Origin of the sequence: Pseudoxanthomonas winnipegensis (assembly GCF_030322905.1) — a bacterium.
Taxonomy (GTDB): domain Bacteria; phylum Pseudomonadota; class Gammaproteobacteria; order Xanthomonadales; family Xanthomonadaceae; genus Pseudoxanthomonas_A; species Pseudoxanthomonas_A winnipegensis.
The window spans coordinates 4,409,758-4,434,454 of record NZ_CP095475.1 but is presented as its reverse complement, the minus strand read 5'-3'; the positions used below and the strand labels follow the sequence as shown (position 1 = coordinate 4,434,454).

24 protein-coding genes and 1 tRNA gene are annotated in these 24,697 nt (G+C 71.2%); 11 read left to right on the top strand and 14 right to left on the bottom strand.

The features are described from left to right. The first annotated feature begins 55 nt into the window (after positions 1-55). Positions 56-2,560: an ATP-dependent helicase HrpB gene (gene hrpB / locus MWN52_RS19430; protein ID WP_286575943.1), complete on the top strand. Its 2,505-nt coding sequence runs from the start codon at positions 56-58 to the stop codon at positions 2,558-2,560. A gap of 268 nt (positions 2,561-2,828) precedes the next feature. Continuing rightward, entirely contained in the window at positions 2,829-3,248 is a 420-nt protein-coding gene (locus MWN52_RS19425) for a hypothetical protein (protein ID WP_130520327.1), read from the top strand. A 116-nt stretch (positions 3,249-3,364) separates the two neighbouring features. On the opposite strand, the gene MWN52_RS19420 is transcribed toward MWN52_RS19425, so the two are convergent. The 4 genes from MWN52_RS19420 to MWN52_RS19405 all read right to left on the bottom strand — a co-directional run bounded on the left by MWN52_RS19420 (position 3,365) and on the right by MWN52_RS19405 (position 5,467). Next, positions 3,365-3,907, bottom strand: a complete 543-nt coding sequence (locus MWN52_RS19420; protein WP_286577805.1) for a pseudouridine synthase — start codon at positions 3,905-3,907, stop codon at positions 3,365-3,367. A gap of 81 nt (positions 3,908-3,988) precedes the next feature. Further along, positions 3,989-4,237 (bottom strand): DUF2164 domain-containing protein, encoded by a 249-nt coding sequence (locus tag MWN52_RS19415; protein WP_286575942.1) that lies wholly within the window; start codon positions 4,235-4,237, stop codon positions 3,989-3,991. Further along, positions 4,234-4,623 (bottom strand): hypothetical protein, encoded by a 390-nt coding sequence (locus tag MWN52_RS19410; RefSeq protein ID WP_286575941.1) that lies wholly within the window; start codon positions 4,621-4,623, stop codon positions 4,234-4,236. Before MWN52_RS19410 ends, MWN52_RS19415 begins: the two co-directional genes overlap by 4 nt. Before the next feature lie 16 nt (positions 4,624-4,639). Next, the gene (locus MWN52_RS19405; RefSeq protein ID WP_205956761.1) at positions 4,640-5,467 is read right to left on the bottom strand and encodes a class I SAM-dependent methyltransferase; all 828 of its coding nucleotides are present in this window, start codon (positions 5,465-5,467) and stop codon (positions 4,640-4,642) included. A 139-nt stretch (positions 5,468-5,606) separates the two neighbouring features. On the opposite strand from MWN52_RS19405, the gene MWN52_RS19400 reads away from it, so the two are divergent. The 6 genes from MWN52_RS19400 to MWN52_RS19375 all read left to right on the top strand — a co-directional run bounded on the left by MWN52_RS19400 (position 5,607) and on the right by MWN52_RS19375 (position 13,052). Beyond that, the gene (locus tag MWN52_RS19400) at positions 5,607-6,563 is read left to right on the top strand and encodes an aldo/keto reductase (RefSeq protein WP_286575940.1); all 957 of its coding nucleotides are present in this window, start codon (positions 5,607-5,609) and stop codon (positions 6,561-6,563) included. 70 nt (positions 6,564-6,633) lie between these two features. After that, positions 6,634-6,846, top strand: a complete 213-nt coding sequence (locus MWN52_RS19395) for a hypothetical protein (protein ID WP_286575939.1) — start codon at positions 6,634-6,636, stop codon at positions 6,844-6,846. 329 nt (positions 6,847-7,175) lie between these two features. Beyond that, the gene (gene bglX, locus MWN52_RS19390) at positions 7,176-9,362 is read left to right on the top strand and encodes a beta-glucosidase BglX (protein WP_286575938.1); all 2,187 of its coding nucleotides are present in this window, start codon (positions 7,176-7,178) and stop codon (positions 9,360-9,362) included. A 756-nt stretch (positions 9,363-10,118) separates the two neighbouring features. Then, a tRNA-OTHER gene (locus tag MWN52_RS19385) sits at positions 10,119-10,189 on the top strand. Positions 10,190-10,649: 460 nt separating this feature from the next. Then, complete coding sequence (locus tag MWN52_RS19380) at positions 10,650-11,771, top strand: slipin family protein (RefSeq protein ID WP_286575937.1); 1,122 nt, start codon at positions 10,650-10,652, stop codon at positions 11,769-11,771. Between the two features lie 66 nt (positions 11,772-11,837). Then, positions 11,838-13,052 carry an RtcB family protein gene (locus MWN52_RS19375; protein WP_286575936.1) on the top strand — a complete coding sequence of 405 codons (1,215 nt, stop codon included), beginning with the start codon at positions 11,838-11,840 and terminating at the stop codon, positions 13,050-13,052. 92 nt (positions 13,053-13,144) lie between these two features. Here MWN52_RS19375 and MWN52_RS19370 read toward each other — a convergent pair whose 3' ends face one another. The 4 genes from MWN52_RS19370 to MWN52_RS19355 all read right to left on the bottom strand — a co-directional run bounded on the left by MWN52_RS19370 (position 13,145) and on the right by MWN52_RS19355 (position 15,629). Continuing rightward, positions 13,145-13,879: a DUF4850 domain-containing protein gene (locus MWN52_RS19370; RefSeq protein ID WP_286575935.1), complete on the bottom strand. Its 735-nt coding sequence runs from the start codon at positions 13,877-13,879 to the stop codon at positions 13,145-13,147. A 77-nt stretch (positions 13,880-13,956) separates the two neighbouring features. Continuing rightward, complete coding sequence (locus MWN52_RS19365) at positions 13,957-14,652, bottom strand: alpha/beta fold hydrolase (RefSeq protein WP_286575934.1); 696 nt, start codon at positions 14,650-14,652, stop codon at positions 13,957-13,959. Next, positions 14,649-15,278: a flavin reductase family protein gene (locus MWN52_RS19360; RefSeq protein ID WP_205956132.1), complete on the bottom strand. Its 630-nt coding sequence runs from the start codon at positions 15,276-15,278 to the stop codon at positions 14,649-14,651. The genes MWN52_RS19365 and MWN52_RS19360 overlap by 4 nt, the downstream gene beginning before the upstream one ends. Positions 15,279-15,356: 78 nt before the next feature. After that, on the bottom strand, positions 15,357-15,629 hold the full coding sequence (locus MWN52_RS19355) for a metal/formaldehyde-sensitive transcriptional repressor (protein WP_130520305.1): 273 nt from the start codon (positions 15,627-15,629) through the stop codon (positions 15,357-15,359). A gap of 54 nt (positions 15,630-15,683) precedes the next feature. Here MWN52_RS19355 and dmeF point away from each other — a divergent pair, with 54 nt between their 5' ends. Next, positions 15,684-16,661: a CDF family Co(II)/Ni(II) efflux transporter DmeF gene (dmeF, locus tag MWN52_RS19350; RefSeq protein ID WP_286575933.1), complete on the top strand. Its 978-nt coding sequence runs from the start codon at positions 15,684-15,686 to the stop codon at positions 16,659-16,661. A gap of 160 nt (positions 16,662-16,821) precedes the next feature. On the opposite strand, the gene MWN52_RS19345 is transcribed toward dmeF, so the two are convergent. Both MWN52_RS19345 and MWN52_RS19340 read right to left on the bottom strand, forming a co-directional pair. After that, the gene (locus MWN52_RS19345) at positions 16,822-17,568 is read right to left on the bottom strand and encodes an anti-sigma factor family protein (RefSeq protein ID WP_130534167.1); all 747 of its coding nucleotides are present in this window, start codon (positions 17,566-17,568) and stop codon (positions 16,822-16,824) included. Beyond that, the gene (locus MWN52_RS19340; protein ID WP_286575932.1) at positions 17,565-18,092 is read right to left on the bottom strand and encodes an RNA polymerase sigma factor; all 528 of its coding nucleotides are present in this window, start codon (positions 18,090-18,092) and stop codon (positions 17,565-17,567) included. Before MWN52_RS19340 ends, MWN52_RS19345 begins: the two co-directional genes overlap by 4 nt. Positions 18,093-18,436: 344 nt before the next feature. Between MWN52_RS19340 and MWN52_RS19335 the strand changes: the two genes are divergently transcribed. Both MWN52_RS19335 and MWN52_RS19330 read left to right on the top strand, forming a co-directional pair. Further along, positions 18,437-19,525: a catalase family peroxidase gene (locus MWN52_RS19335; protein WP_286575931.1), complete on the top strand. Its 1,089-nt coding sequence runs from the start codon at positions 18,437-18,439 to the stop codon at positions 19,523-19,525. Further along, on the top strand, positions 19,522-20,058 hold the full coding sequence (locus MWN52_RS19330; protein ID WP_286575930.1) for a cytochrome b: 537 nt from the start codon (positions 19,522-19,524) through the stop codon (positions 20,056-20,058). Before MWN52_RS19335 ends, MWN52_RS19330 begins: the two co-directional genes overlap by 4 nt. Before the next feature lie 228 nt (positions 20,059-20,286). On the opposite strand, the gene queF is transcribed toward MWN52_RS19330, so the two are convergent. The 4 genes from queF to MWN52_RS19310 form a co-directional block, all read right to left on the bottom strand. After that, positions 20,287-21,105 carry an NADPH-dependent 7-cyano-7-deazaguanine reductase QueF gene (gene queF / locus MWN52_RS19325; RefSeq protein WP_286575929.1) on the bottom strand — a complete coding sequence of 273 codons (819 nt, stop codon included), beginning with the start codon at positions 21,103-21,105 and terminating at the stop codon, positions 20,287-20,289. 257 nt (positions 21,106-21,362) lie between these two features. Beyond that, the gene (locus MWN52_RS19320) at positions 21,363-22,355 is read right to left on the bottom strand and encodes an aldo/keto reductase (protein ID WP_286575928.1); all 993 of its coding nucleotides are present in this window, start codon (positions 22,353-22,355) and stop codon (positions 21,363-21,365) included. Between the two features lie 175 nt (positions 22,356-22,530). Further along, entirely contained in the window at positions 22,531-23,568 is a 1,038-nt protein-coding gene (locus MWN52_RS19315; protein WP_286575927.1) for an aldo/keto reductase, read from the bottom strand. A 32-nt stretch (positions 23,569-23,600) separates the two neighbouring features. Beyond that, entirely contained in the window at positions 23,601-24,680 is a 1,080-nt protein-coding gene (locus MWN52_RS19310) for an aldo/keto reductase (RefSeq protein WP_286575926.1), read from the bottom strand. Positions 24,681-24,697: the final 17 nt, after the last annotated feature.

Sequence of the window (24,697 nt, the reverse complement as noted above, 5' to 3'; positions counted from 1 at the left end):
AACGTGGGGGCGGCCATTGTAGGGCGTGGCCGACGCGCGCCTTATCCTGTGCGCGATGTCCGCACCGTCCTTCCCCATCGCTTCGCTGCTGCCGCAGATCACTGCCTCGCTGGCCGACCATCCGCGCCTGGTGCTCGAGGCCCCGCCCGGCGCCGGCAAGACCACCCAGGTGCCGCTGGCCCTGCTCGACGCGCCGTGGCTGGAAGGCCGCAGGATCGTGATGCTCGAACCGCGTCGCGTGGCCGCGCGCGCCGCCGCCGGCTTCATGGCCCGGCAGCTGGGCGAGGCAGTGGGCGAGACCGTCGGCTACCGCATCCGCTTCGAGAACAAGGTCGGCCCGCGCACGCGGATCGAGGTCGTGACCGAAGGCATCCTCACCCGCATGCTGCAGGACGACCCGCTGCTGGAAGGCGTCGGCGCGCTGCTGTTCGACGAATTCCACGAACGCCACCTGGCCGGCGACCTCGGCCTGGCCCTGGCGCTGGACGTGCAGGCCGGCCTGCGCGAAGACCTGCGCATCGTGGTGATGTCGGCGACGCTGGATGGCGAGCGCCTGTCGCAGTGGCTGGACGCGCCGCGCCTGACCAGCGCCGGCCGCAGCTTCCCGGTGGCGGTGTCGCATTTCCCCGCGCGCCGCGACGAGGCGCTGGAGTCGCAGGTGCGCCGCGCGATCGAGCAGGCGCTGGCCGAGCAGCCCGGCGACCTGCTGGTGTTCCTGCCCGGGCAGCGCGAGATCGGCAAGGTCGAAGCCGCGCTGGGCCACAGCCCGGCGCTGGGCCAGGCGCGCGTGCTGGCCCTGCATGGCGAGCTGCCGGTCGAGCGCCAGTCCGAGGTGCTGCAGCCCGATCCCGACGGTCGCCGCCGCGTGGTGCTGGCCACCAACGTGGCCGAGTCGTCGGTGACGCTGCCTGGCGTGCGTGTGGTGATCGACAGCGGCCTGGCGCGCGAGCCGCGCTTCGACCCCAACAGCGGCTTCTCGCGGCTGGATGTGGTGAGCATCGCCCAGGCCTCGGCCGACCAGCGCGCCGGCCGCGCCGGGCGCGTCGCCGAGGGCGTCGCCTGGCGGCTGTGGCCGGCCTCGCAGCGGCTCGAACCGCAGCGCCGCCCCGAGCTGGCCCAGGTCGAACTGGCCGCGCTGGCGCTGGAGCTGGCCGCCTGGGGCAGCGACGCGCTGCGCTTCCCCGATCCACCGCCGGCCGGCGCGCTGGCCGCCGCGCGCGACCTGCTGCGCAAGCTCGGCGCGCTGGGCCAGGCCGGCACCATCACCGAGACCGGGCGGCGGATGCTGCGCCTGGGCACGCATCCGCGCCTGGCCGCGATGCTGCTGGCCGCGCCGGCCGGACCGCTGCGCGCCGTGGCCTGCGACTTGGCCGCCCTGATCGAGGCGCGCGATCCGCTGCGCCAGGCCGGCGACGGCCTGGCCGCGCGCTGGCGTGCCTTGGCGGCGTTCCGCAACGGACGCGTGCCGGGCGATGCGCACCGCGGCGGCCTGGCGGCCATCGACGCCGCCGCGCGCCAGTGGCGCCGCCGCGTGCGCGAGGACGCCAGCGCCCCGGCCGAACTGGACGCGCACGTGCTCGGCGATCTGCTCATCCACGCCTTCCCCGACCGCATCGGCTTCCGCCACGCGACCGATCCGCTGCGCTATGCGCTGAGCAACGGCCGCACCGCGCGCCTGTTCGACGACAGCAGCCTGCGCGGCGAGCCGTGGATCGTGGCCAGCGAGCTGCGTTTCGAGGCGCGCGACGGCCTGATCCTGCGCGGCGCGCCGGTGGACGAGGCCGCGCTGCGCCAGGCCTTCGCCGCGCGCTTCTCCACCGGCGACCACGTGCGCTGGGACGCGGATCGGCGCGCGCTGGTGGCCCAGCGCGAGACGCGCTTCGACGCCATCGTGCTGGACGCGCGCCCGGCCGGCCGCGTCGACCCGGCGCAGGCCGCCGGCGCGCTGACCGAGGCGGTGCGCGAACTCGGCCTGGACGCGCTGCCGTGGACGCCGGGCCTGCGCCAGTGGCAGGCGCGCGTGCAGAGCCTGCGCGCCTGGATGCCCGAGCTGGCGCTGCCCGACCGCTCCGATGCGGCCCTGCTGGCCACGCTGGACCACTGGCTCACGCCCGCCTTCGCCGGCAAGACGCGCCTGGACGCGCTGGACGAGGCCACGCTGGGCGAGGCGCTCAAGTCCGGCCTGGACTGGTCCCTGCGCCAGCGCATCGACACCCTCGCGCCCACGCGCATCGCCGTGCCCTCCGGCCTGGAGCGGCCCATCGACTACGGCCTGGAACACGACGGCAGCCCGCGCGCGCCGGTGCTGGCGGTCAAGCTGCAGGAACTGTTCGGCCTGGGCGATACCCCGCGCATCGCCGACGGGCGCGTGCCGCTGACCCTGCACCTGCTCTCGCCGGGCGGCAAGCCGCTGCAGGTCACCCAGGACCTGCGCAGCTTCTGGGCCAACACCTATGCCGAGGTGCGCAAGGAAATGAAGGGCCGCTATCCCCGCCATCCCTGGCCCGACGACCCCTGGAGCGCCACCGCCACCCACCGCGCCAAGCCGCGCGGCACCTGAGCCCCTTCTTCTTGCGTTCGCGCCCACCTGTAGAGCGGAGCTCGCTCCGCTGCTCTTCGTTCGGTTCGTGGGAAAGCCCCAGCGGAGCAAGCTCCGCTCTACAGGCAGGCCGCTGCGAGATTTGTGGAGACGATTGCTCCCACCCAAGAGCGAGTCCCAAGCGAATCCCGGCATTCAGCCTGCGGCAGGCCTCGCGGCGTGGCGCACACAAGCCTTCCACACCGCGGCCGGGACACTGGTCGCCTGTCATCACCCAAGGGGGTCCCCCATGAGCAAGTTCTCCGACATCAGCGATCGCGCCCTGGAAACCGCCCTGGATCTGGTCCACCAGGCAGGCGACGGCCTGCGTCATGCCGGCAGCAGCGCGCGCGACCTGTTGCCCTCGCGCAGCTCCAAGGCCGCCAAGCTGTTCAAGAGCAGCGCCGCGCTGGGTGCGGTGCGCACCGGCGGCAAGGTCGCCGGCAACTTCGTCAAGCGCAATCCGGTGGCCGTGGGCGCCGCCGCCGCGGTGGGCGTGGGCCTGATCGGCTATGCCGTCTATCGCAAGTACAAGGAAAAGCAGGGCCAGCCGCTCAACGGCAGCGCCCGGCGCCTGGAGCCGGCGACCACCCGCGGCAATGCCGGCGTGCGTTCGCGCTCGACCCGCTACAGCCGCGTGGCGCCCAAGGCAACGCCCGCCAAGGACTAAAGGTTTCACGCTGAGTCCTCGGCCGTCGCGCCGCAACGGCGGTAGCGGCGGCCGAGCCAGCTTCTCACCGACACCCGGCACCTCGCCGGGTGTTCGCGTTTTGGGCGTTGGCTGCTTCAGCCCTGCACGACGCGCCATTGCCCCGGCTGCAGGCCGTCCAGCGCGATGCCGCCCATCGCCACGCGCACCAGCCGCAAGGTGGGCAGCCCCACCGCCGCAGTCATGCGCCGCACCTGCCGGTTGCGGCCCTCGCGCAGGGTCAGCGCCAGCCACGCATCGGGCACGGTCTTGCGCACCCGCACCGGCGGATCGCGCGGCCACAGCGCCGGCGGCGGATCGAGCAGGGCCGCGCGCGCGGGCAGGGTGGGGCCATCGTTCAACACCACGCCCGTGCTCAGCGCCTGCAGCTGCGCAGGCTGCGGCGTGCCCTCCACCTGCACCCAGTAGGTCTTGTCCTGCTTGTGGCGCGGATCGGTCAGCCGATGCGCCAGCGTGCCGTCATCGGTGAGCAGCAGCAGGCCTTCGCTGTCGTAGTCCAGCCGGCCGGCGGCATAGACGTCTTTGGGCAGCCCGAAGCCGGCCAGCGTCGGCCGCGGCGTAGCGCTGCGGTCGGTGAACTGGCACAGCACGTTGAACGGCTTGTTGAAGGCGATCAGCACGGCGAAGCGGCGCGGGATGCAGGGGCCGCGCATTATCCCCCGTGCGCAGCGACCCCATCACGAGGATCGCGACGCGCGCCGCTACCTGCGGAACTCGGTCGGCTTCTCGAGCTGCACGATGGCCTCGTTGAGATCGTCCACGCGCGCGGCCAACACAGCCTGCGCGTCGTACAAGCCGCGGTTGTAGAAGTAACCGCCGATCTCCTCGGCGAAGAAGTCCAGCAGGAACTCCGCATCGAAGCGCCCGATCTCCTGGCGCAGCTCCTGATCGAAATACAGCTGGATCCGGCGCACGATCGCCGCCTTCTCCTCGGCCTCGAACCGGATCATTCCCGCGCCTCCGTTCCCGTCGCCGCTCTGGTCCGCCTTGCCGAGATCCACATGCGGACGACCAACAGCACGACGAACGCGATCACTGCGATCCGTGTCAGTACCGGCACCTGCGTTACGCCCTGCGGCCAGAACACGAGCCAGAGCGAAAGCAACGCCAGCGCGGACAGCGCCAGGAAGAGCAGGGCGCGCGCCACGCGCGACGAGAAGGGCCATGCGAGCGCCGGGGCGGAAAACAGCAGCAGGCCGATCGCCTGCATGACCCATCCGGTCTGTCCCTGCGCGACATTGCCTGCGACCGCGGCCGCCAGCATCAGCACGGCCATCGCGGCCAGAACCGCGCCCAGCAGCGCGACCGCGCCGGTCAGCAGGGCTCGCCCGCGCATGCCGGGTCCTCTTCGCTCAGGGTTTGATGAAGCGCAGCGTCATGCGGTCGCTTTCGCCGATGGCGCGGTACTTGGCGTCGTCGGCCGGCGGGTGCTTGTTGGTCGGCGGCAGGGTCCACACGCCACCGGGATAGTCCTTGGTGTCGCGCGGGTTGGCGTTGATCTCGCTCTGCCCCTCCAGCCGGAAGCCGGCCGCGGTGGCCAGCGCGATCACCTGCGCCTGGCCGACGTAGCCGCTCTTGTCGTCGTCGGCCACGTCGCCCTTGGCGCGATGCTCGACCACGCCCAGCGTGCCGCCGGGCTTGAGCACGGCATAGAAGCCCTTGAACATCGCCTCGGCGTTGTCGGCCATGCGCCAGTTGTGCACGTTGCGGAAGGTGAGCACCACATCGGCCGAGCCGGCCGGACCGAACACCGGGGCGGCCGGCGAGTAGCGCACCAGCCTGGCCTTGCCGTAATGCGCCGGATCGGCGTCGAACAGCGCCTGCAGGCTGTCGGCGGCCTTCTGCTGGTAGGCGCGCGAGGATTCGGCCACCGCCGCCGGGTCGACCACTGCGGCGATGTACTGGCCTTCGGCCTGCAGGTAGGGCGCCAGGATTTCCGAGTACCAGCCGTTGCCCGGGGTGATCTCGATCACCGTATCGTGCGGCTGCACGCCGAAGAAGGTCAGCGTCTGGCCCGGATGGCGGTACTTGTCGCGTTCGACATTGTCCGGCTTGCGCCAGCTGCCATCGACGCTGGCCTTCAGCGCGGGCGCCACAACAGACGGCGGGCTCGCCTGCTGTGCGAGGGCCACTGGCGCCAGCGCGGCGCACAGGGTGAGAACGGCAAGCGATCTGCGCATGAGCACATCCCATCAGCGAAGGTGCGCGCGAGCCTAGCATGTCGTGTGGACGTCACCAGGCGTGGACGCGGCGTTAAACGCCCGCGGCCTACCGTGGGGTGTCCTTGTTGTTTCCCCACGTTCAGGACAGGAGTGCCATATGACCATTTCGCAACGTCCGCTCGGCAGGAGCGGCCTGGCCGTCGCACCGCTGGCCTTCGGCGGCAACGTGTTCGGCTGGAGCGTCAAGGACGCGGCCGGGACGGCGAAGCTGCTCGATGCCTTCGTCGACGGCGGCTTCAACCTCATCGACACCGCCGATGTGTATCCGGCCTGGGTGCCGGGCAACCGGGGCGGCGAATCGGAGACGCTGATCGGCCAGTGGCTCAGGTCCAGCGGCAAGCGCGACCAGGTGGTGATCGCCACCAAGGTCGGCAAGTGGGACGAGCTGCCCGGCCTGTCGCCGGACAATATCGAGACCGCGGTGGACCAGTCGCTCAAGCGCCTGGGCGTGGACACCATCGACCTGTACCAGGCGCATGCCGACGACCCCTCGATCCCGCTGGAGGCCACGCTGGGCGCCTTCGCGCGGCTGATCGAGAAGGGCAAGGTCCGCACGATCGGCGCCTCAAACTACAGCGGCGAGCGCCTGGCCGAGGCGCTGGAGGTGGCGCAGGCCCAGGGCCTGCCGCGCTACGAGACGTTGCAGCCGGAGTACAACCTCTACGACCGGGCCGATTACGAGCAGACGCTGGAGCCGCTGGCCAAGGCGCACGGGCTGGGCGTGATCAACTACTACGCGCTGGCATCGGGCTTCCTGACCGGCAAGTACCGCGACCCGGCGGATGCGTCCAAGAGCCCGCGTGGCGAGGCCGCGGTCAGGAAGTATCTCAACGAGCGCGGCCGCCGGATCCTGGCGGCGCTGGACGAAGTGGCCGCCCAGCAGCGCGCCAAACCCGCGCAGATCGCGCTGGCCTGGCTGATGGCGCGCGACTCGATCACCGCGCCGATCGCCAGCGCCAGCAGCGTCGAGCAGCTGCAGGAGATCCTGCGCGCGGCGCAGCTGACGTTGACCCCAGAGCAGATCCAGGCGCTGGACCAGGCCAGCGCGCCCTGACGCGGGTGTAAACCGTTGCGCGGCGTGAAGGATTGCCGGCACGGCGTCCACCCGCGCATGACGAGGCCGGATGGACATTCCGCAGCGCGCCGCCGCCCTAGCATCGCGGCGCGAGGAGGCCGTCGTGAGCGTTGCGCATCGCTGGTTCATCCAGCCCGGACCGTCCCACGAGTCCGAGGATTTCCTGCCGCTGCCGCCGGGCAGCGGCGAACCGCCGTGTCCGGTCCAGGCCGGTGATCCGCCCGAGCGTCGTGAAGACGAAGGCCCGCCACAGCTGCATTAGCGTGGGCGCCATCGTCGCTTTCGATCGCGTCGCCACCTTTTTGTAGAGCGGAGCTTGCTCCGCTGCATTTCGGTTGGATCATCGGGAGAGCCTCAGCGGAGCAAGCTCCGCTCTACAGGGGGTGCCTTTGGGGGCGGTTGCAGCGCGCTTTCCGGGTTCAGGCGCGCGCTCCCGAACCACTGCCGGCCGCCGCCCGTGACCGCGCGCTCACTCGTGTCTCGACAGATGGCACCGACCGGGTGCAGCCTTGGCTGTTTGGAGCCCCCGAGGGCTTGGCATCCCCGGGGCATGGCCTAGAATGGCTGTAAACGTTTTCATGGCGAGACCGGATGTCGAATTCCGAACGGATTGAAGCCCTCATCGCGCAGATGACGGTCGAAGAGAAAGTGGGCCAGCTGGGAATCTTTGCCGACGCGCTGCGGCCGTTCGCCCCGGACGTGAACCCGGAGGCCAACGCGCTGGACGCCGCGCAGGTGCGCGAAGGCATCCGCGCAGGGCGCATCGGCGCGCTGTTCAACGGCGTCGGCGCGGCGCAGGGGCGCGAGGCCCAGCGCATCGCGCTGGAGGAGTCGCGCCTGGGCATCCCGCTGCTGTTCGGCTCGGACGTGATCCACGGCATGCGCACGGTGTTCCCGATCCCGCTGGGCGAGGCGGCCAGCTTCGAGCCCGACCTGGCCCGGCGCACCGCGCGCGCCACCGCCGTGGAAGCCACCGCCGCCGGCATCCACTGGACCTTCGCCCCGGCCGTGGACATCGCCCGCGACCAGCGCTGGGGTCGCGGCGCCGAGGGCGCCGGCGAGGACGTGGTGCTGGGCTGCGCCTTCGCCGCCGCGCGCGTGCAGGGCTTCCAGGGCCAGGCCGGGCTGCAGGCCGAGGACTGCCTGCTGGCCACGCCCAAGCACTTTGCCGCCTACGGCGCGGTGGCCGGCGGCCTGGAGTACGCCAGCGTGGACATCTCCGAGCAGACCCTGCGCGATGTGCACCTGCCGCCGTTCAAGGCCGCCTTCGATGCCGGCGCGATCACGGTGATGAGCGCCTTCAACGACATCAACGGCGTGCCGGCCAGCGCCAACCGCTGGCTGATGACCGACCTGCTGCGCGGCGCCTGGCAGTTCCCCGGCCTGGTGGTGTCCGACTACACCGCCGACATGGAACTGATCGCGCACGGCTACGCCGCCGACGAACGCGACGCCACGCGCCGCGCGTTCACCGCCGGCCTGGACGTGAGCATGCAGAGCGGCTTCTACCAGCGCCACCTGGGCGCGCTGGTGGAGAGCGGCGAGGTGTCGATGGCGCAGCTGGACGAGGGCGTGCGCCGCGTGCTGTGGGTGAAGGAGCAGATCGGCCTGTTCGACAATCCCTACCGCTCGCTCGACGCCGCCCGCGAGGCCGACACCACGCACCTGGCCGAGCACGAAGCGCTGGCGCGCGACGCGGCGCGGCGTTCGATCGTGCTGCTGAAGAACGACGATGCGGTGCTGCCGCTGCGCAAGCAGGGCCAGAAGATCGCGCTGATCGGCCCGTTCGTGCGCGACCGCGACAACATCGAGGGCTGCTGGACGCTGTTCGGCGACAAGTCGCGCTACGTCACCCTCGAGGCCGGCGTGCGCGCCGCGCTGGGTGAGCAGGCGCAGCTGATCGTCGAAGACGGCTGCGGGCTGGAAGCGGCGATCGAGGGCGGCATCGAGGCCGCCGTCGCCGCGGCGCAGGCCAGCGACGTGGTGGTGCTGGCCATCGGCGAGCCGCAGCGCTACAGCGGCGAGGCGCAGTCGCGCACGCAGATCGTCGTGCCGGCCGCGCAGCAGGCCCTGGCCGAAGCGCTGGCGGCGACCGGCAAGCCGCTGGTGGTGCTGCTGCGCAACGGCCGCGCGCTGGCGCTGCAGGGCGCCGTGCGCGACGCGCAGGCCATCGCGGTGACCTGGTTTCTGGGCAGCCAGACCGGGCATGGCGTGGCCGACGTGCTGTTCGGCGACTACAGTCCCTCGGCCTGCCTGCCGGTGAGCTTCCCGCAGGACTCGGGCCAGCAGCCGCTGTTCTACAACCACCCGCGCACCGGCCGTCCCGAGCTGCCCGACGTGCACGAGTACAAGTCGCGCTGGCGCGAGTTCACCGCCGACGCGCTGTATCCCTTCGGCCACGGCTTGTCCTACACGTCCTTCGCCTACGGCACGCCGCAGCTGTCCACGGCGCAGCTGGGCTGGGACGAGACGCTGGTGATCACCACCACCGTCACCAACACCGGTGCGGTGGCGGGCGAGACCGTGGTGCAGCTGTACGTGCACGACCGCGTCGCCAGCCGCGTGCGCCCGGTGCGCGAGCTCAAGGGCTTCAACAAGATCGCGCTGCTGGCCGGCGAATCGGCGCAGGTGCAGTTCCAGCTGGACCGCCATCTGCTGGCCTTCACCGGCACCGACCTGGTGTTCGGCGCCGAGCCCGGCCTGTTCGACCTGTGGGTCACCGACTCGTCGGCCAACGGCAGCGCGGTGCAGTTCGAGCTGCTGGCGCCGAAAGGCTGATCGATCCGCCGGGCGCCGTCACCGCGGCGCCCGGCGATGATGCGGCGATATGTGTGGGTCGCGCCGATTATCTCGGCGGGCCGATTATTTTTAGAAAAAGTGCTTGCGCACCGATTATGTGCGGTGTATCGTGCGCGCCCATCGCAGGACGCTCCTGCGTTTTAATCCAGCCAATCCAAGCTCATGAACTTCCAGCCCCGCCACCAGATCATCCGCATGACGCAGCTGCTGCGCGTCGCGGGCCTGCGTGCGCTGGAAGCGGCGCGCGGCGCGCACAAGGCGGACAACCGCTGACGCCGGTCGACTCCACGGGAGATCGGCCACCGGCGATCTCCCGAGGCACTGCGAATGCCCTCGGGTCTTGAAAACCCGGGGGTTTTTTCTTTCCAGGCATTCGCAAAGGCTTTTCGTGCGACCACGCACAACCCACCAACATGGCTTTCCGATCCGGAACCGACAGGTTCTGCCCTGGAGCATCCAGGCGTGCTGGCGCACGCCCTGAGGCAAGGGCGCGGCTGCAACCGGCGCATGTGCGCCGCGTGGTGATGCTCCAGCGCGGGTGGCGCGGGGCGGGAATCCATCATTAACTCGTCCGATTAACAAAATCGGACGCACCACATTATCCGCGGATCTGCGCGGGTAATCGGGGAAGTATTGCCTGATGTTTCCAGCGGCCCGGATTTTCATTCCGGCCGGTGCGCGCGGCGCTGCCGTGGCGTATGCCGGAAGCACGCAGGAATGCGGCCACGACGATGCGGGCGGTAGCTCACCTGGAGAGAGCGCCGGGGCGACCCGGAGGGTCAGGTTCGACACCTGGACGCCCACCACTGGATAGCTCAGTTGGGTAGAGCAACGGACTTGTAATCCGTCAGTCGCGGGTTCGAATCCCGCTCCACGCTCGCAAGAGCACATGACCTTTCACGTCATGACACCGGGCGCAAGCCCATCAGGAAACACCCCGTGCGCAAGCGGGGTCGCCCCGGCGAAGGACCGCCGGGCGACAGGCGCGGCGCAGCGGCGCTCGCACCGGGCCGGGGCCCGCGTGGGTCGCGGCGACGGAGGTCGGAACGTGCGCATCGCAATGCATCGCGGTGCGCACGCTCCGGCGCCGTCGGCCCCGGCACATCGCGCGCCTCACGCTCCGTGCGGTCGACGTCCAGGGGTGTTTCCACCTTCTTACTTCTGCCCGCGGCGCGGTGCCGCAGGCGCCGTCCGCGCGTCTTCGTCGATCTGCGCGCGGGCCTGTCTCTTTCGATCGACGACGCCAGACCACAAGGAGAAAGTGCCATGTTCTGGACCAAGCGGGTCGTGATCGGTGACGGCGAGCGCGGCCTGGTGTTTGCGGATCGTCAGTTCCAGCGGGTGCTCGACCCGGGCGTGTACCGCCTGTTCGACGCCTTCAACAAGATCGAGGTGCGCGTGCATCCCACCGTGCCGGCCGAGTACGCCGGCAAGGACAGCGAGGTGCTGATCGCCGCGCTGGGTGCGCGCCTGGACGCGAGCTTCGTGCTGGCCGACCTGGGCGCCGACGAGGTCGGCCTGGTCATGAAGAACGGCAAGCTCGAAGACGTGCTGCCGCCCGGCACGCGCAAGCTGTACTGGCGCGGCCCGGTCGACGTCGAAGTGCGCGCGCTGCCGCTGACCGCCGGCCTGGAAGTCCCGGCCGAGGTCATGCGGCGCCTGCGCCAGCTCGGCGCGCTGTCCAGGCAGGCGGTGGTGGCCGATGTGCCGGCCGAGTTCGCCGGCCTGGTGTTCATCGACGGCAAGCTGGCGCGCACGCTGGCGCCGGGCAGCATGGCCTTCTGGAACTTCCAGAAGAACGTGGTCGTGGACCTGATCGATCTGCGCGTGCAGGCGATCGAGGTGCAGGGCCAGGAGCTGCTGACCCGCGACAAGGTCTCGCTGCGCGTCAACCTGGCCGCCAGCGTGCGCGTGACCGACCCGGTCGCCGCGCGCACCAAGGTGGCCAAGTACGTCGACCAGCTGTACCGCGAGCTGCAGCACGGCCTGCGCAAGGTGGTCTCGTCCAGGACCCTGGACGAACTGCTGGGCGACAAGGCCGGGCTGGATGCGGAGATCTTCGCCGCCGTGCGCGGCAAGCTCGACGCGTTCGGCGTGGAGGTGCTGGGCGTGGGCATCAAGGACGTGATCCTGCCCGGCGAGATGCGTCAGATCCTCAACGGGGTCGTGCAGGCGGAGAAGCAGGCCCAGGCCAACCTCATCCGCCGTCGCGAGGAGGCCAACGCGACGCGTTCGCTGCTCAACACCGCCAGGCTGGTGGACGAGAGCCCGGTGCTGATGCGCCTGAAGGAGCTGGAGGCATTGGAGAAGGTGACCGAGAAGATCGATCGCCTGACCGTGTTCGGCGGCCTGGATGGCGTGCTCAAGCAGCTGGTCACGCTGAAGTAGCAACACCCCGGGCGCGCCGCAGGGACGCGGCGCGTGCGGGTTCAACCAAGGATCGAGGTGAAACAGATGAGTACATTCGAATTGCTGCACGCCGAGGGCAGCGCCACGCCGATCAAGGGCTGGGTGCGCGGCGTGCCGCTGGAGGAACAGGCCCACGCGCAGCTGCGCAACATCGCCGCCATGCCCTTCGTCGGGCCGTGGGTGGCGGTGATGCCGGACGTGCACCTGGGCAAGGGCGCCACGGTCGGCTCGGTCATCCCCACGCAGGGCGCGATCATCCCGGCGGCGGTCGGCGTGGACATCGGCTGCGGCATGGCGGCCGTGCGCACCACGCTGCGCGCCGAGGACCTGCCCGACAGCCTGGCCCAGCTGCGCAACAGCATCGAGCGCAGCGTGCCGGTCGGCAACGGCCGCGGCGGCGAGCACCACAGGCTGCCCGACAGCATCGGCACGCGTGTGGCGCAGTCAGGCTTGGCCGCGAACCTGGATGCGATCAAGGCCAGGCACCGCAAGATCCGCACCGACAAGCTGGACGGCCAGCTGGGCACGCTGGGCGGCGGCAATCACTTCATCGAGCTGTGCCTGGACGAGACCGGCGCGGTGTGGGTGATGCTGCACAGCGGCTCGCGCGGCACCGGCAACCTCATCGGCACGTACTTCATCGAACGTGCGCGCGAGCAGCTGGCGCATCGCGTGCTGGGCTATCACGTGCCGGACAAGGACCTGGCCTTCTTCATGGAAGGCGAGCCGCTGTTCGACGACTACGTGGAGGCGGTGTCGTGGGCGCAGGACTACGCCCGCGAGAACCGCGAGGCGATGATGGCGCGGGTGCTGGCCGAGATGCGTCACCGTCTGCCGAAGTTCCAGCTGCAGGCACAGGCGGTGAACTGTCACCACAACTACGTGCAGAAGGAGACGCACGCAGGGCAGGAGCTGCTAGTGACCCGCAAGGGCGCGGTCAGCGCCAAGGCGGGCGAGCTGGGCATCATCCCGGGCAGCATGGGCACGCGCAGCTACATCGTGCGTGGCCGCGGCAATGGCGAGAGCTTCCACAGCTGCAGCCACGGCGCCGGCCGCGTCATGAGCCGCACCCAGGCACGCGCCAGCATCACCTTGGCCGAGCACCGCCAGGCCACCGCCCACGTCGAATGCCGCAAGGACCAGGGCGTGATCGACGAATCGCCCGCCGCCTACAAGGACATCGACGCGGTGATGGCGGCCCAGGCGGATCTGGTGGAGGTGGTCCACACGCTGCGCCAGGTGTTGTGCATCAAGGGCTGACGCGTATCGTCGGCCCACTGAACGGCTGCCGCGAGGCGGCCGTTCTTTTTTTTCGCCTTCCTGCCGCTACCAGCGCGTCCCGTGGTCCGCGCTCAGCGCGCGTCCTTCTCCGGCAGGCGCCAGTCGAGGATGGCGCGGGCCAGGGCGTGCTGGTCCGGCGGCAGGCGCACGCGCAGGTCGTGGTAGGGCAGGTCGGCCTTGCCGTCGAACCAGGCCAGCCCGTCCACCGACAGGGCGCCGGCCTGGCTGTGGTAGCCCAATGTGTGCGGGCCCAGCGCGGTGGTCTTCAGGTCCGGGCCCGCGCCTTCGTAGACGAAGAAGTCCTCCTTGTGCCCCTGCTCGCGGGCCTGGGCGAAGAAGGCGCTGGCCGCGCCGACCGCGCAGCCCACGCAGGCGCCGGCGTCGTACAGCGAAACCTCGCCCTGGCCGTCCTCGGCAAGGAAGGCGATCGAAGCCGAGCCGTCCACGCCCAGCGCGCCGCGTACCGGCTGCCAGCCGCGTGGCACCAGCAGCCAGCCGCGCGGGGTGGACCAGGCGGTGAGCCGGGCGGCCAGAGCCGGAGCCAGCGTGGCGTCCAGGGTCAGCGGCGGCGCGTCCGCGGTGCTCCAGCCGCTATCTTCCGTCGGATCGACCGCGATGAGCTGCATCGCCGGCAGGCGCACGCCGTTGTTCAGCGCCAGCTCGCCCAGCGCGCGGCTGCGCGGCGTGGCGTCGGCGGACGCGCGTTCGGGCGGGGTGTCCAGGCGATAGATCTCGGCCTGGGCCAGGCCTGCCAGGAGCAGCAACAGCAGCCCGCTGCAGGGGCGCAGGAAGGACGGGAGCGACATCGGCATCGACTCACAGGGGCGGCGTGCGCGGAGCATAGGCAGCCGGTTTGGCGGGCGTGTGTCGCCCCCGGTGGCTGCTAGCGCAACAGCCAGTCGCGCAGGGCGCGGCTGACCGCGTCGGGCTGCTCCAGCGGGCTCAGGTGACCGCACTGCGCCACCCGCACGAGGGTGGCGTCGGGCAGCAGGGCGGCCATCTGTTCGTGCACCGCCGGCGGGGTGATCGCGTCGTGCTCGCCGACCAGCACCAGCGCCGGCCCGGCGAAGGCGCGCAACACCGCGCTGCCATCGACACGCGCGAACGCGCTCTGGCGCAGGAAGACCTCGGCGCCCAGGCGCTGGGTCATGCCGCGGATGCGCGCCAGCAGCGCGGCATCGCCGTGGTGCGAGGGATCGGTATAGGCCCGCATCAGCGCCTCGCCGAAGCCATGGAAGGCGCCGCGCCGGACCGCGGCCTGCTGCGCGCGGCGCTGTTCGGCGCGGGCCGGCGTGTCGGGCAGGTAGGAGGTGTCCAGCAGCGCCAGCCGCGTGACCCGCTGCGGGGCGATGCGCAGGATCTCCTGCGCGACGTAGCCGCCCAGCGAGAAGCCGGCCAGGGCGAACGCCGGCGGCGCGGCCGCCAGCACCTGCTGCGCCACCGCGTGCAGGCTCTCGCCCTGGGTCAGGTCGCCGACCTGGCAGTCGGCCAGGTCGGCCAGTGCCTCCAGCTGCGCATGCCACAGCTCGGCATCGTTGAGCAGGCCGGGCAACAGCAGCAGCGACTCGCGTGCGCTCATGCCTTGGTCGGACGGCGCATGTCGAACATGGCCTCCGGGCCCACGCGCACATACGCGCCGGGTCCGCCGGCGCGCAGGATCGGCGCGGCCGCGGCGGTGTCGTACACGCCATCGACCAGGAAGCGCCGGTCGATGTGCACGCCGACCACCTCGCCGAGCACCAGCCACTGCGGCAGCGCGCGGCCCTGCGCGTCGTTGAGCTGGATCAGCTGGGTCAGCCGGCACTCGAAGGCGGCCGGCGTGCCGGCCACGAACGGCGCATCGACCACGCGCCCGGGCAGGGCCTCCAGGCCGCTGCGTTCGAACTCGTCGACCTCGGCCGGGAACGGCGCCGAGCTCTGGTTCATCTGCGTGGCCTGCGCGGCGGTGGCCAGGTTCCAGGTGAACACCCCGGTGGCCTGGATGTTGCGCACGCTGTCCTTCCATCCCGAACTGCTGAAGCCGATGAGCGGCGGCGTGTCGCCGAAGGCGTTGAAGAAGCTGTAGGGCGCCAGGTTGCGCACGCCTTCGGGCGAGACCGAGCCGATCCAGCCGATCGGTCGCGGCGCGACGATGGCCTTGAAGGGGTCGTGCGCCAGGCCGTGGCCGTCGGCGGGGCGATAGAAGTGCAGGTCGGGCACGCGCAGGTCCAGGGCGACACCAGGGGCGCACAGCATGCCTGCGCGCGCGTGCCGACGCCGGCAACGTCCGCGCCCGGCGTCCCGCTATTTGAGATACGAGCGCAGGATCTTGTTCACGGCGGCGACCTCGGCGCGGCGCGCGGCGGGGTTCTTCTCCTCGGCCACGTGCGACTGCATATGGCCTTCCAGCACTTCCAGCAGCAGGCTCTGCGCCGCGCCGCGGATGGCGGCGATCTGGGTCAGCACGGCCAGGCATTCCGGCTCGCCGGCCAGCGCCTTTTCCAGGGCGGCGACCTGGCCCTTGAGGCGCTTCACGCGCGGGGTCAGGCGCGGGGCGTCGTGGATCACATGCGACATGGGGCCGGGCTCGTGTATACCATGGGGGGGTATCCTACACCCCGGACCCGGCCCATGTCCCTCGACCACGCGCTGCATGCGCATCGCCACGACCACCAGTTCGTCACCGGCAATGCCGCCGGCGAGCGCAACACCCGCCGCGCCGTGGTGCTGACCGCGCTGATGATGGTGGCCGAGATCGCCGGCGGCTGGCTCTTCAACTCGATGGCGCTGCTGGCTGATGGCTGGCACATGAGCTCGCACGCGCTGGCACTGGGCCTGTCGCTGCTGGCCTACGCGGCGGCGCGGCGCTATGCGCGCGACGCGCGCTTCGCCTTCGGCACCTGGAAGATCGAGATCCTGGGCGGCTACACCAGCGCGGTCCTGCTGCTGTGCGTGGCGCTGCTGATGGCCTGGCAGTCGGTGCAGCGCCTGGTCGATCCGCTGCCGATCCGCTACGACCAGGCCATCGTGCTGGCGGTGCTGGGCCTGGCGGTCAACCTGGTCTGCGCGTGGTGGCTGAAGGACGACCACACCCATCACCACCACGGGCACGACCACGGCCACGCGCATCACCATGACGATCACCACGGGCATGCCCACGGCGACCACGCCCATCACGCCGACCTCAACCTGCGCGCCGCCTACCTGCACGTGCTGGCCGATGCCGCCACCTCGGTGCTGGCGATCGCCGCGCTGCTGGCCGGGCGTTTCTTCGGCGCGGCCTGGCTGGACCCGGTGATGGGGATCGCCGGCGCGGTGCTGGTCACGGTGTGGGCCGTGGGCCTGCTGCGCGCCACTGGCCGGGTGCTGCTGGATGCGGAGATGGATGCGCCGGTGGTGGAGGAAGTGCGCGAGGTGGTCGCTGCGCTGCCGCAGCCGACGGCGATCAGCGACCTGCACGTGTGGCGCGTCGGCCGCGGCCAGTATGCGGCGATCGTCTCCCTGGTCAGCGCCGCCGCGCTGTCGCCGCAGGCGGTGCGCGCGGCGCTGGCCGTGCATGAGGAGCTGGTGCACGTCACGGTGGAGATCAATGCCGCGCAGGCGGCCTGATCCGCGGGCTGTGTGTCGCTGGCAGCAATCGCCACCCAAATCTCGGTAGAGCGGAGCTTGCTCCGCTGCTCTTCGTTCGGGTTCGTGGGGAAGGCCCTAGCGGAGCGAGCTCCGCTCTACAGGGGGAGCCATCGCGATGGCTTCCACAACCGTGCAAGCCTCAGCCGCGCGGCGCCAGCGCCGAGGCGACGCTGCGGGCGCGCGGATCGTCGAACGGGCTGACCACCGCGAAGCTGGCATCGCCGCGCGACCAGTACTGGGCGAGCAGGTCGCCGTCACGGCGCTGTCCGGGCCGGCGGAACCAGCCGCCCGGGCGCACGTACAGGCCCAGGCGCGTGCCCTGCGCGTCGGCGTAGACCAGCATGGCCGCCGCGCCCTGCTCGGTGGACAGACGCTGGCCGCCGACCAGGTGGAAGCCCTGGGCCGAGAGGTCGGGCACCCGGTCGAGCGCGCCGAAGTGCAGGGCCAGCCAGTCGCGCAGCTGCGCGGGCGAGGCGCTGTCCAGCGAGGCCAGGGTGTCGCTGGTGGCGAACAGCCGGTAGGCGGCCACCGCATCGGCCATCGGCAGGCGCGCGACCGGGTTCTGCGCCTGCTTCGCCTGCCAGCCCAGGCCGACGCCGACGCACAGCGACAGCGCCATCGCCGCGGCCATGCCCAAGCGGGTTCTGCGCCGCGCGCGGACCTGGCGGCGCAGGCGGGCCGGGTCCAGCAGCGGGTTGGCCGGCCAGTGTTCGGGCAGCGCCTGCTGCACGCGCAGGCGCTCGGCATCGCGCTTCCAGTCGGCCACCACCGCCGCACGCTCGGGGTGGGCGGCCAGCCAGCGCTCGATCTCGGCGCGCGCACTCGCGTCGAGCTGGCCGTCGACATAGGCGTGCAGGTCCGCTTCGCTGGGCGCCAGATGGATCATCGCAGCACCTTCAGCGCCGGCCGCGCCGGCTTGGGTTCGGTATCGCTGGCCGCGCGCAGCGCCTGGCGCGCGCGGGCCAGGCGCGACATGACCGTGCCGATCGGCACGCCCAGCGTGTCGGCGACCTCGCGATAGCCGAAGCCCTCCACGCTGACCAGCAGCAACAGCGCGCGCTGTTCGGCCGGCAGGGTGTCGAAGGCCGCCAGCGTAGCGTGCGAGGCGGCCACGCGTTCGGCCGAGGGCGCGGTCTCGGCGTCGCCACCGCCGAACAGCTGCGCCAGCCGCCGCCAGCGCTGGCCGCGGCGGTGTTCGTCGATGAACTGCCGGTAGAGGATCGAGAACAGCCAGGCCTGCAACGCATCGGGCGTGTGCCGGCGGCGGGCGTGGAGCAGCGCGCGTTCCAGCGTGGCCTGGACCAGATCGTCGGCCGCGGCGGGCTCGTGCACCAGCGAGCGCGCGAACCGGCGCAGACGCGGGATCAGCGTGCGCAGCGTGGCGTCGTCGAGATCGGTAGGGGTGGGCATGGCGGCCAGGCGTCGCGGGGATCTGGATAGGACGAACCAGGGCGCAGGGTATTCCCGAATGGCAGGCTTTGCGTGAGCAGCGAGTCTGGAGGCGCATGGACCATCGAGGCAGCTGCCGACTGCTCCCTCCCTTTCACGCGCAGCGTGAAGGGGAGGGTTGGGGAGGGGTGCTTTTGTTGTTGCTTCTCGCTCCAGACGACAGCAAAAGCAAAGGCCAACCCCTCCCCAGCCCTCCCCTTCGCTGCGCGAAAGGGAGGGGGCAAAAAGCGCTGCGGCGCGATGCGGGAATAAATCCCCCGCCGCAACGTCCTACCTGCACTCCCCAGCCATCGCCAGGTCCGCCCATGTCCCAGCCCCCTGCTCCCCCGCCCAAGCGCAGCGCCGTGCCCGCGCTGGCCGGGATCGCCGCCATCGTCGCCGTCCTGGCCGTGGCCTTCGCCTGGGTCGGCGGCTGGTTCGGCCGCGGCCTGACGCCGCAGCAGATGACCGACACCATCGAGGCCGGCAAGCCGCATCCAGGCTTCCGCCGTGCCCACACCAAGGGCGTGTGCGTGGCCGGCGCGTTCACGCCCAGCGCGCAGGCGCCGCAGCTGTCCAAGGCGCGGGTGTTCACCCAGCCCAGCACGCCGATCCTGGGGCGGCTATCGATCGGCGGCGGCGATCCGCATGGCGCCGACAGCCAGGCCCGGGTGCGCAGCGTCGCGCTGCTGCTCAAGACCGATGACGGCCAGGAATGGCGCACGGCGATGAACAGCTTTCCGTTCTTCGTGGTCGCCACACCGGAAGGCTTCCAGGCGCAGAACCTCGCCTCGGCGCCCGATCCGGCCACCGGCAAGCCGGACCCGGCCAAGATGGCCGCGTTCCTGGCGCAGTATCCGGAAGCCAAGAAGTTCCTGGCCTGGGCCAAGTCGGCGCCGTGGTCCAACAGCTGGGCCAATACCCAGTTCAACGGCGTCAACAGTTTCTGGTTCACCAATGCGCAAGGCGAGCGCCATGCGGTGCGCTGGTCGTTGCGGCCGCAGGCGCCGTTCGAGGCGCTCAGCGAAGCGCAGCGTGCGCAATCCGACGCGGACTTCCTCAGCGAGGAGTTCGATACGCGCCTGGCCAAGGGCCCGGTGAAATGGGATCTGGTCGTCACCGAGGCCGGCGACGGCGATCCGATCGACGATCCCTCGCAGCCCTGGCCCGACGACCGCACCCGGATCGTGGCCGGCACGGTGAGCTTCACCGCCACCTCGCCGCAGGACACCGGCGCCTGCCGCGACATCAATTACGACCCGACGGTGCTGCCCGATGGCATGGCGCCGTCGAAGGATCCCATCCTGGCGGCGCGCTCGGCGGTGTATTCGGTCTCCTTCAACCGCCGCGAGCACGAAATCGGCACGGGCCAGGCGCCCGAAGCCACCGGCGCCGCGAAAGGAGACGCGAAATGAACCGCGACGGGCACTTCGACGCGCTGGCGCGCGGGCTGCATTGGCTGATGGCCGCGATGATCCTGGCGATGCTGTTCATCGGCGCCGGCATGGTGGTCTCGCTGGCCTGGCGGCCGACCCTGCTGGACCTGCACCGGCCGCTGGGCATCGCGATCCTGCTGCTGGTGATCGTGCGGCTGATCAACCGGCTGCGCAGCCCGCCGCCGCCGCTGCCGGCCGACCTGCCGGCGATCCAGACGCTGGCCGCGCACGCGTCGCACTGGCTGCTCTACGGACTGATGTTCGCCATGCCGCTGATCGGCTGGGGGATGCTGTCGGCCGGCGGCTATCCGATCGTGCTGTTCGGCGGCGTGCATCTGCCGCCGATCGCGCCGCACAGCGCCGACCTGTACGCGCTGCTGCGCCCGGCGCACACGGTGCTGGCCTATGTGCTGTTCGCCACCGTGCTGGGCCATCTGGCCGCCGCGCTGTTCCACGCCTGGGTGCGCCGCGATGGCGTGTTCGCCAGCATGGCGCGCAGCGGGAAGCGGTAAGGCATGGGTCGTGGTGGTGGGTGCTTGGGTGTTGGGTGGGAGCCGCCACGGCGGCGAGAAGGCTTTACCGGCAAAGCCTTATCGCCGCCATTGCGGCTCCCACCTGTAGAGCGGAGCTCGCTCCGCTGCTCTTCGTTCGGTTAGTGAGGAACGCCCCAGCGGAGCGAGCTCCGCTCTACAGAAGTGCGGCTGCTGGAGTTGAGGAGACAGTTGCTCCCACCCAGCGAGTCACTGCCGCAGTTCGCGGATCGGCGCGGTGATGCCGGCGTCCCAGCCGGGCGTGATGCGCCAGGGATTGATGTCCAGGCCGCCGCGGCGGGTGTAGCGCGCCTCCACCGACAGGCGCTGCGGGGCGCAGCGCGCGGACACGTCGGCGAAGATGCGCTCCACGCACTGCTCGTGGAAGCCGGCGTGGTCGCGGAAGCTCACCAGGTAGCGCAGCAGGCCGGCGTGGTCGATGCGCGGGCCGTCGTAGCGCAGCACCACCGTGCCCCAGTCCGGCTGGCCGGTGACCGGGCAGTTGGACTTGAGCAGGTGCGAGACGAGCGTCTCGCTGGCCGGGTCGTCCGCGTCGGCCGCCAGGTGCGCGGGGTTGGGCGGGCCGTAGTCGTCGATGTCCAGCTCCAGCGCATCCAGCAGCGTGCCCGGCTGCTCACCGAAGGGCGGCAGGCCGGCCTGCACCGTCACCGCGCCGCCGGCGCGCGCGGACAGGTCGGCCGCCACGCGTTCGCAGACCGCATCGAGGGTCTCGAAGCGCTCGGCATTGAGCGAGTTGAGGTAGAGCTTGAGCGACTTGGACTCGATCAGGTTCGGCGCATCGGCCGGCACGGTCAGCGTGGCGATGGCGACCTGCGGCTTGCCGCGCGTGTCCAGCCATGCCAGTTCGTAGGCATGCCAGCGGTCGTGGCCGGTGAAGGGCAGGGCGGCCGCGTCCAGGCCGATCTCGGCGCGGGCGGCCGCGCGCGGGATCGGGAACAGCAGGGCCGGGTCGTAGTGCGAGGGATAGGCGACCTCGCGACCGAGCAGGGACTCTTGTGGGGTGTTCATGCGGGCATTTTAAGCCCGACGCCGGAACCCTACTGCGGCGGCCGCCGGCGCCTGCCACCGGATCTTGCGGTGCAACGTGCTTTCGCCCTGGGCGACGTACTCCTGCATCGACGCGGCGTACTGTCACGGCAGCGGTGGGCATACAGGGCCGCACTCGTGCGGAGCAGTAGAAGTCGCGAGCGGTCGCCTTTCGCAAGGCGCCGCTCGTCGTCGGCCAAGCGCCCCTGCGCAAAGGCAGAGGCGCCCGCCCGAGTCCCTCAGCGATGCACGGCCGCCATGCTCTGCTCCGGATAGCGCGTGCCCGCCGCAGCACCGACGGGGAACACCGCGTCGATCGCGGCCAGGTCGGCCGCATCCAGCACCAGATCGATCGCGCCCAGGTTCTCCTCCAGATTGGCGATGCGGCGGGTGCCGGGGATCGGCACCAGGTCCTCGCCCTGGGCCAGCACCCAGGCCAGCGCCAGCTGGCTGGCGGTGACGCCCTTGGCCTCGGCCAGCGCGCGCACTTTGTCCACCAGCGCCAGGTTGCGGTCGAAGTTGTCGCCCTGGAAGCGCGGGTTGTGGCGGCGGAAATCGTCGGCGTCGAAGTCCTCCGGCCGCTTGATCGCCCCGCTCAGGAAGCCGCGTCCCAGCGGTGAGTACGGCACGAAGCCGATGCCCAGTTCGCGCACCGTGGCCAGCACGCCGTTCTCTTCCGGATCGCGGGTCCACAGCGAGTACTCGGTCTGCAGCGCGGTGATCGGGTGCACGGCATGCGCGCGACGCAGGGTGTCCGGCGCGGCCTCGGACAGGCCGAGATAGCGCACCTTGCCTTCCTCCACCAGGCGCGCCATCGCGCCCACGGTGTCCTCGATCGGCACGGTCGGGTCCACGCGGTGCTGGTAGTACAGATCCACGTGGTCGGTACCCAGGCGGCGCAGGCTGCCCTCGATGGAGGCGCGCACGTACTCGGGGCGGCCGTTGATGCCGCGCGCCTGCGGGTTGGCCGGGTCGCGCACGATGCCGAACTTGGTGGCGACGAACACGGCCTCACGGCGTCCCTGGATCGCCTTGCCCACCAGTTCCTCGTTGGTGTGCGGGCCGTACATGTCGGCGGTGTCCAGCAGGGTCACGCCCAGGTCCAGGGCGCGGTGGATGGTGGCGATCGAGGTCGCGTCGTCGCGCGCGCCGTAGAAATCGCTCATGCCCATGCAGCCCAGGCCGAGCGCGGAGACGGTGGGGCCATTACGGCCGAGGATGCGGGTCTTCATGGGATGCTCCTGTGGAGGGAAATCGGTGCAGCGGCCGCGCGCGCGCGGCGATCTGTCGTCATTGTCTGGTGCGGATGCGTAGGTGACGGTGCACATGGATGCGCCGCACTGTTTCCTGCGCGCCGATGCCCCGCTCTGCGGGACGCTGCCTGGGGACAGGGTCTGCGCAAGGCGATCAAGGGGCCCGGTCCACCATCGCCGCCTCGGTCGCGCCGTAGCGCGGGCCGGCCACGTCGGGCACGAACACCGCCTCCAGCCTGGCCAGCGCGTCGGCGTCCAGCTGCACGTCTACCGCGCCGGCGTTGTCCTCCAGGTACTTGCGGCGCTTGGTGCCGGGGATGGGAACGATGTGGAGTTCGTTGCGGCCGTCCGCGGCGCGCGCGGGCTCGCCCTGTGCCAGCACCCAGGCCAGCGCGACCTGGGCGGGGGTGGCGCCGACGTCGGCGGCCACCGCCTTGACCGTGTCGGCCAGGCGCAGGTTGGCGGCCAGCGCTTCGGCCTGGAAGCGCGGGTTCTTGCGGCGGAAGTCGTCCTCGTCCAGCTGGTCCGGCGTGGCGATGGCGCCGGTGAGGAAGCCGCGCCCCAGCGGCGAGAACGGCACCAGGCCGATGCCCAGTTCGCGCACGGCCTCGAGCACGCCGTTGCCTTCCAGTTCGCGCGTCCACAGCGAGTACTCGCTCTGCAGCGCGGTGATCGGATGCACGGCCTGCGCCCGGCGCAAGGTATGCGCGGAGACTTCCGAGAGCCCCAGATAGCGCACCTTGCCCTCCTCCACCAGGCGCGCCATGGCGCCGACGGTGTCCTCGATCGGCGTGGCCGGGTCGAGCCGGTGCAGGTAGTACAGGTCGATGTGGTCGGTGCCCAGGCGCACCAGGCTGGCCTCGACCGCCTGGCGCACATAGGCCGGCGAGCCGTCCACCCGTGGGCCCTGCCCGGCGCCGAACTGGCCGCTGCCCGCGATGAAGCCGAACTTGGTGGCCAGGAACACCCGCTCGCGCCGGCCCTTGAGCGCGCGGCCGAGCAGGGTCTCGTTGGTGTGCGGGCCGTAGATGTCGGCGGTGTCCCAGAAGTCGATGCCGAGCTCCAGCGCGCGATCGAGCGTGGCCAGCGATTCGGCGTCGTCGCCGGTGCCGTAGGCGTGGCTCATGCCCATGCAGCCCAGGCCGAGGGCGGAGACAGTGGGGCCATTGCGGCCGAGGGTGCGGGTCTTCATGGGGAACTCCTGTCGTCTTGTAGGGAAGGGACTCAGGCCGCGCGCGGCTGGACCCGCGTGCCGCCGAACACCAGCTGCTGCGGGATCGGGCTGCGCGCGAAGTCGTGCGGGAAGCCCAGCGCCACCGCGCTGACCTCGTCCAGGCGCTGCAGCTGGGACGCGTCCAGGCGCACGTCGAGCGCGCCCAGGTTGTCCTGCAGCTGCTGCGACGTGCGCGCGCCGATGATCGGGATCGGCGCGTCCGGGCGCTGCAGCAGCCAGGCCAGCGCCACCTGCGCGGCCGAATGCCCGGTCTCGCCGGCCACGGCCTTGACCACCTCGGCGATGGCCAGGGTGCGCTCGTCGAACATCGCATGGGAATAGGCCACCGCGCCGCGGCCGCCCTCGCCGCCGGGCGTGCTGCCGCTGCCCTGGGCGCGGGCGCGCTCCAGGTCGGCATGGGTGTACTTGCCGGTGAGGATGCCCATGGCCAGCGGCGACCAGGCCAACACCGACAGCCCCAGGCCGGCGGCCATCGGCACCAGCTCGCGTTCGACCGTGCGCTGGGCCAGCGAGTACTCGATCTGCAGGGCCACCAGCGGCGCCCAGCCGCGCAGCTCGGCCAGGGTCTGCATGCGTGCGACCTGCCAGGCCGGCGTGTCGGAGATGCCGGCGTAGAGCAGCTTGCCGGCGCGCACCAGATCGTCGAAGCCGCGCATCACTTCTTCCACCGGCGTGGTGCCGTCCCAGATGTGCAGGTAGAGCAGGTCCAGGTAGTCGGTGCCCAGCCGCTTGAGGCTGGCCTCCACCGACTGCATCAGCGCCTTGCGGTGGTTGCCGCCGCCATTGGGATCGCCGGGGAAGGGGTTGAGCGTGTACTTGCTGGCGATCACCAGCCGGTCGCGCCGGCCGGCGGCGAAGCGGCCCAGCAGGGTCTCCGAACTGCCGTCGGTGTAGAGGTTGGCGGTGTCGAGGAAGTTGCCGCCGGCATCGACATAGGTGTCGAACAGGCGGCGGGCGTCGGCTTCGTCGGCGCCCCAGCCCCAGTCGGCGCCGAAGGTCATGGTGCCCAGGCACAGCGGGCTGACGCGCAGGCCGGAGCGGCCGAGCAGACGGTAGTGGTCCAGGGACATGGCAGGGCCTCGTTGGG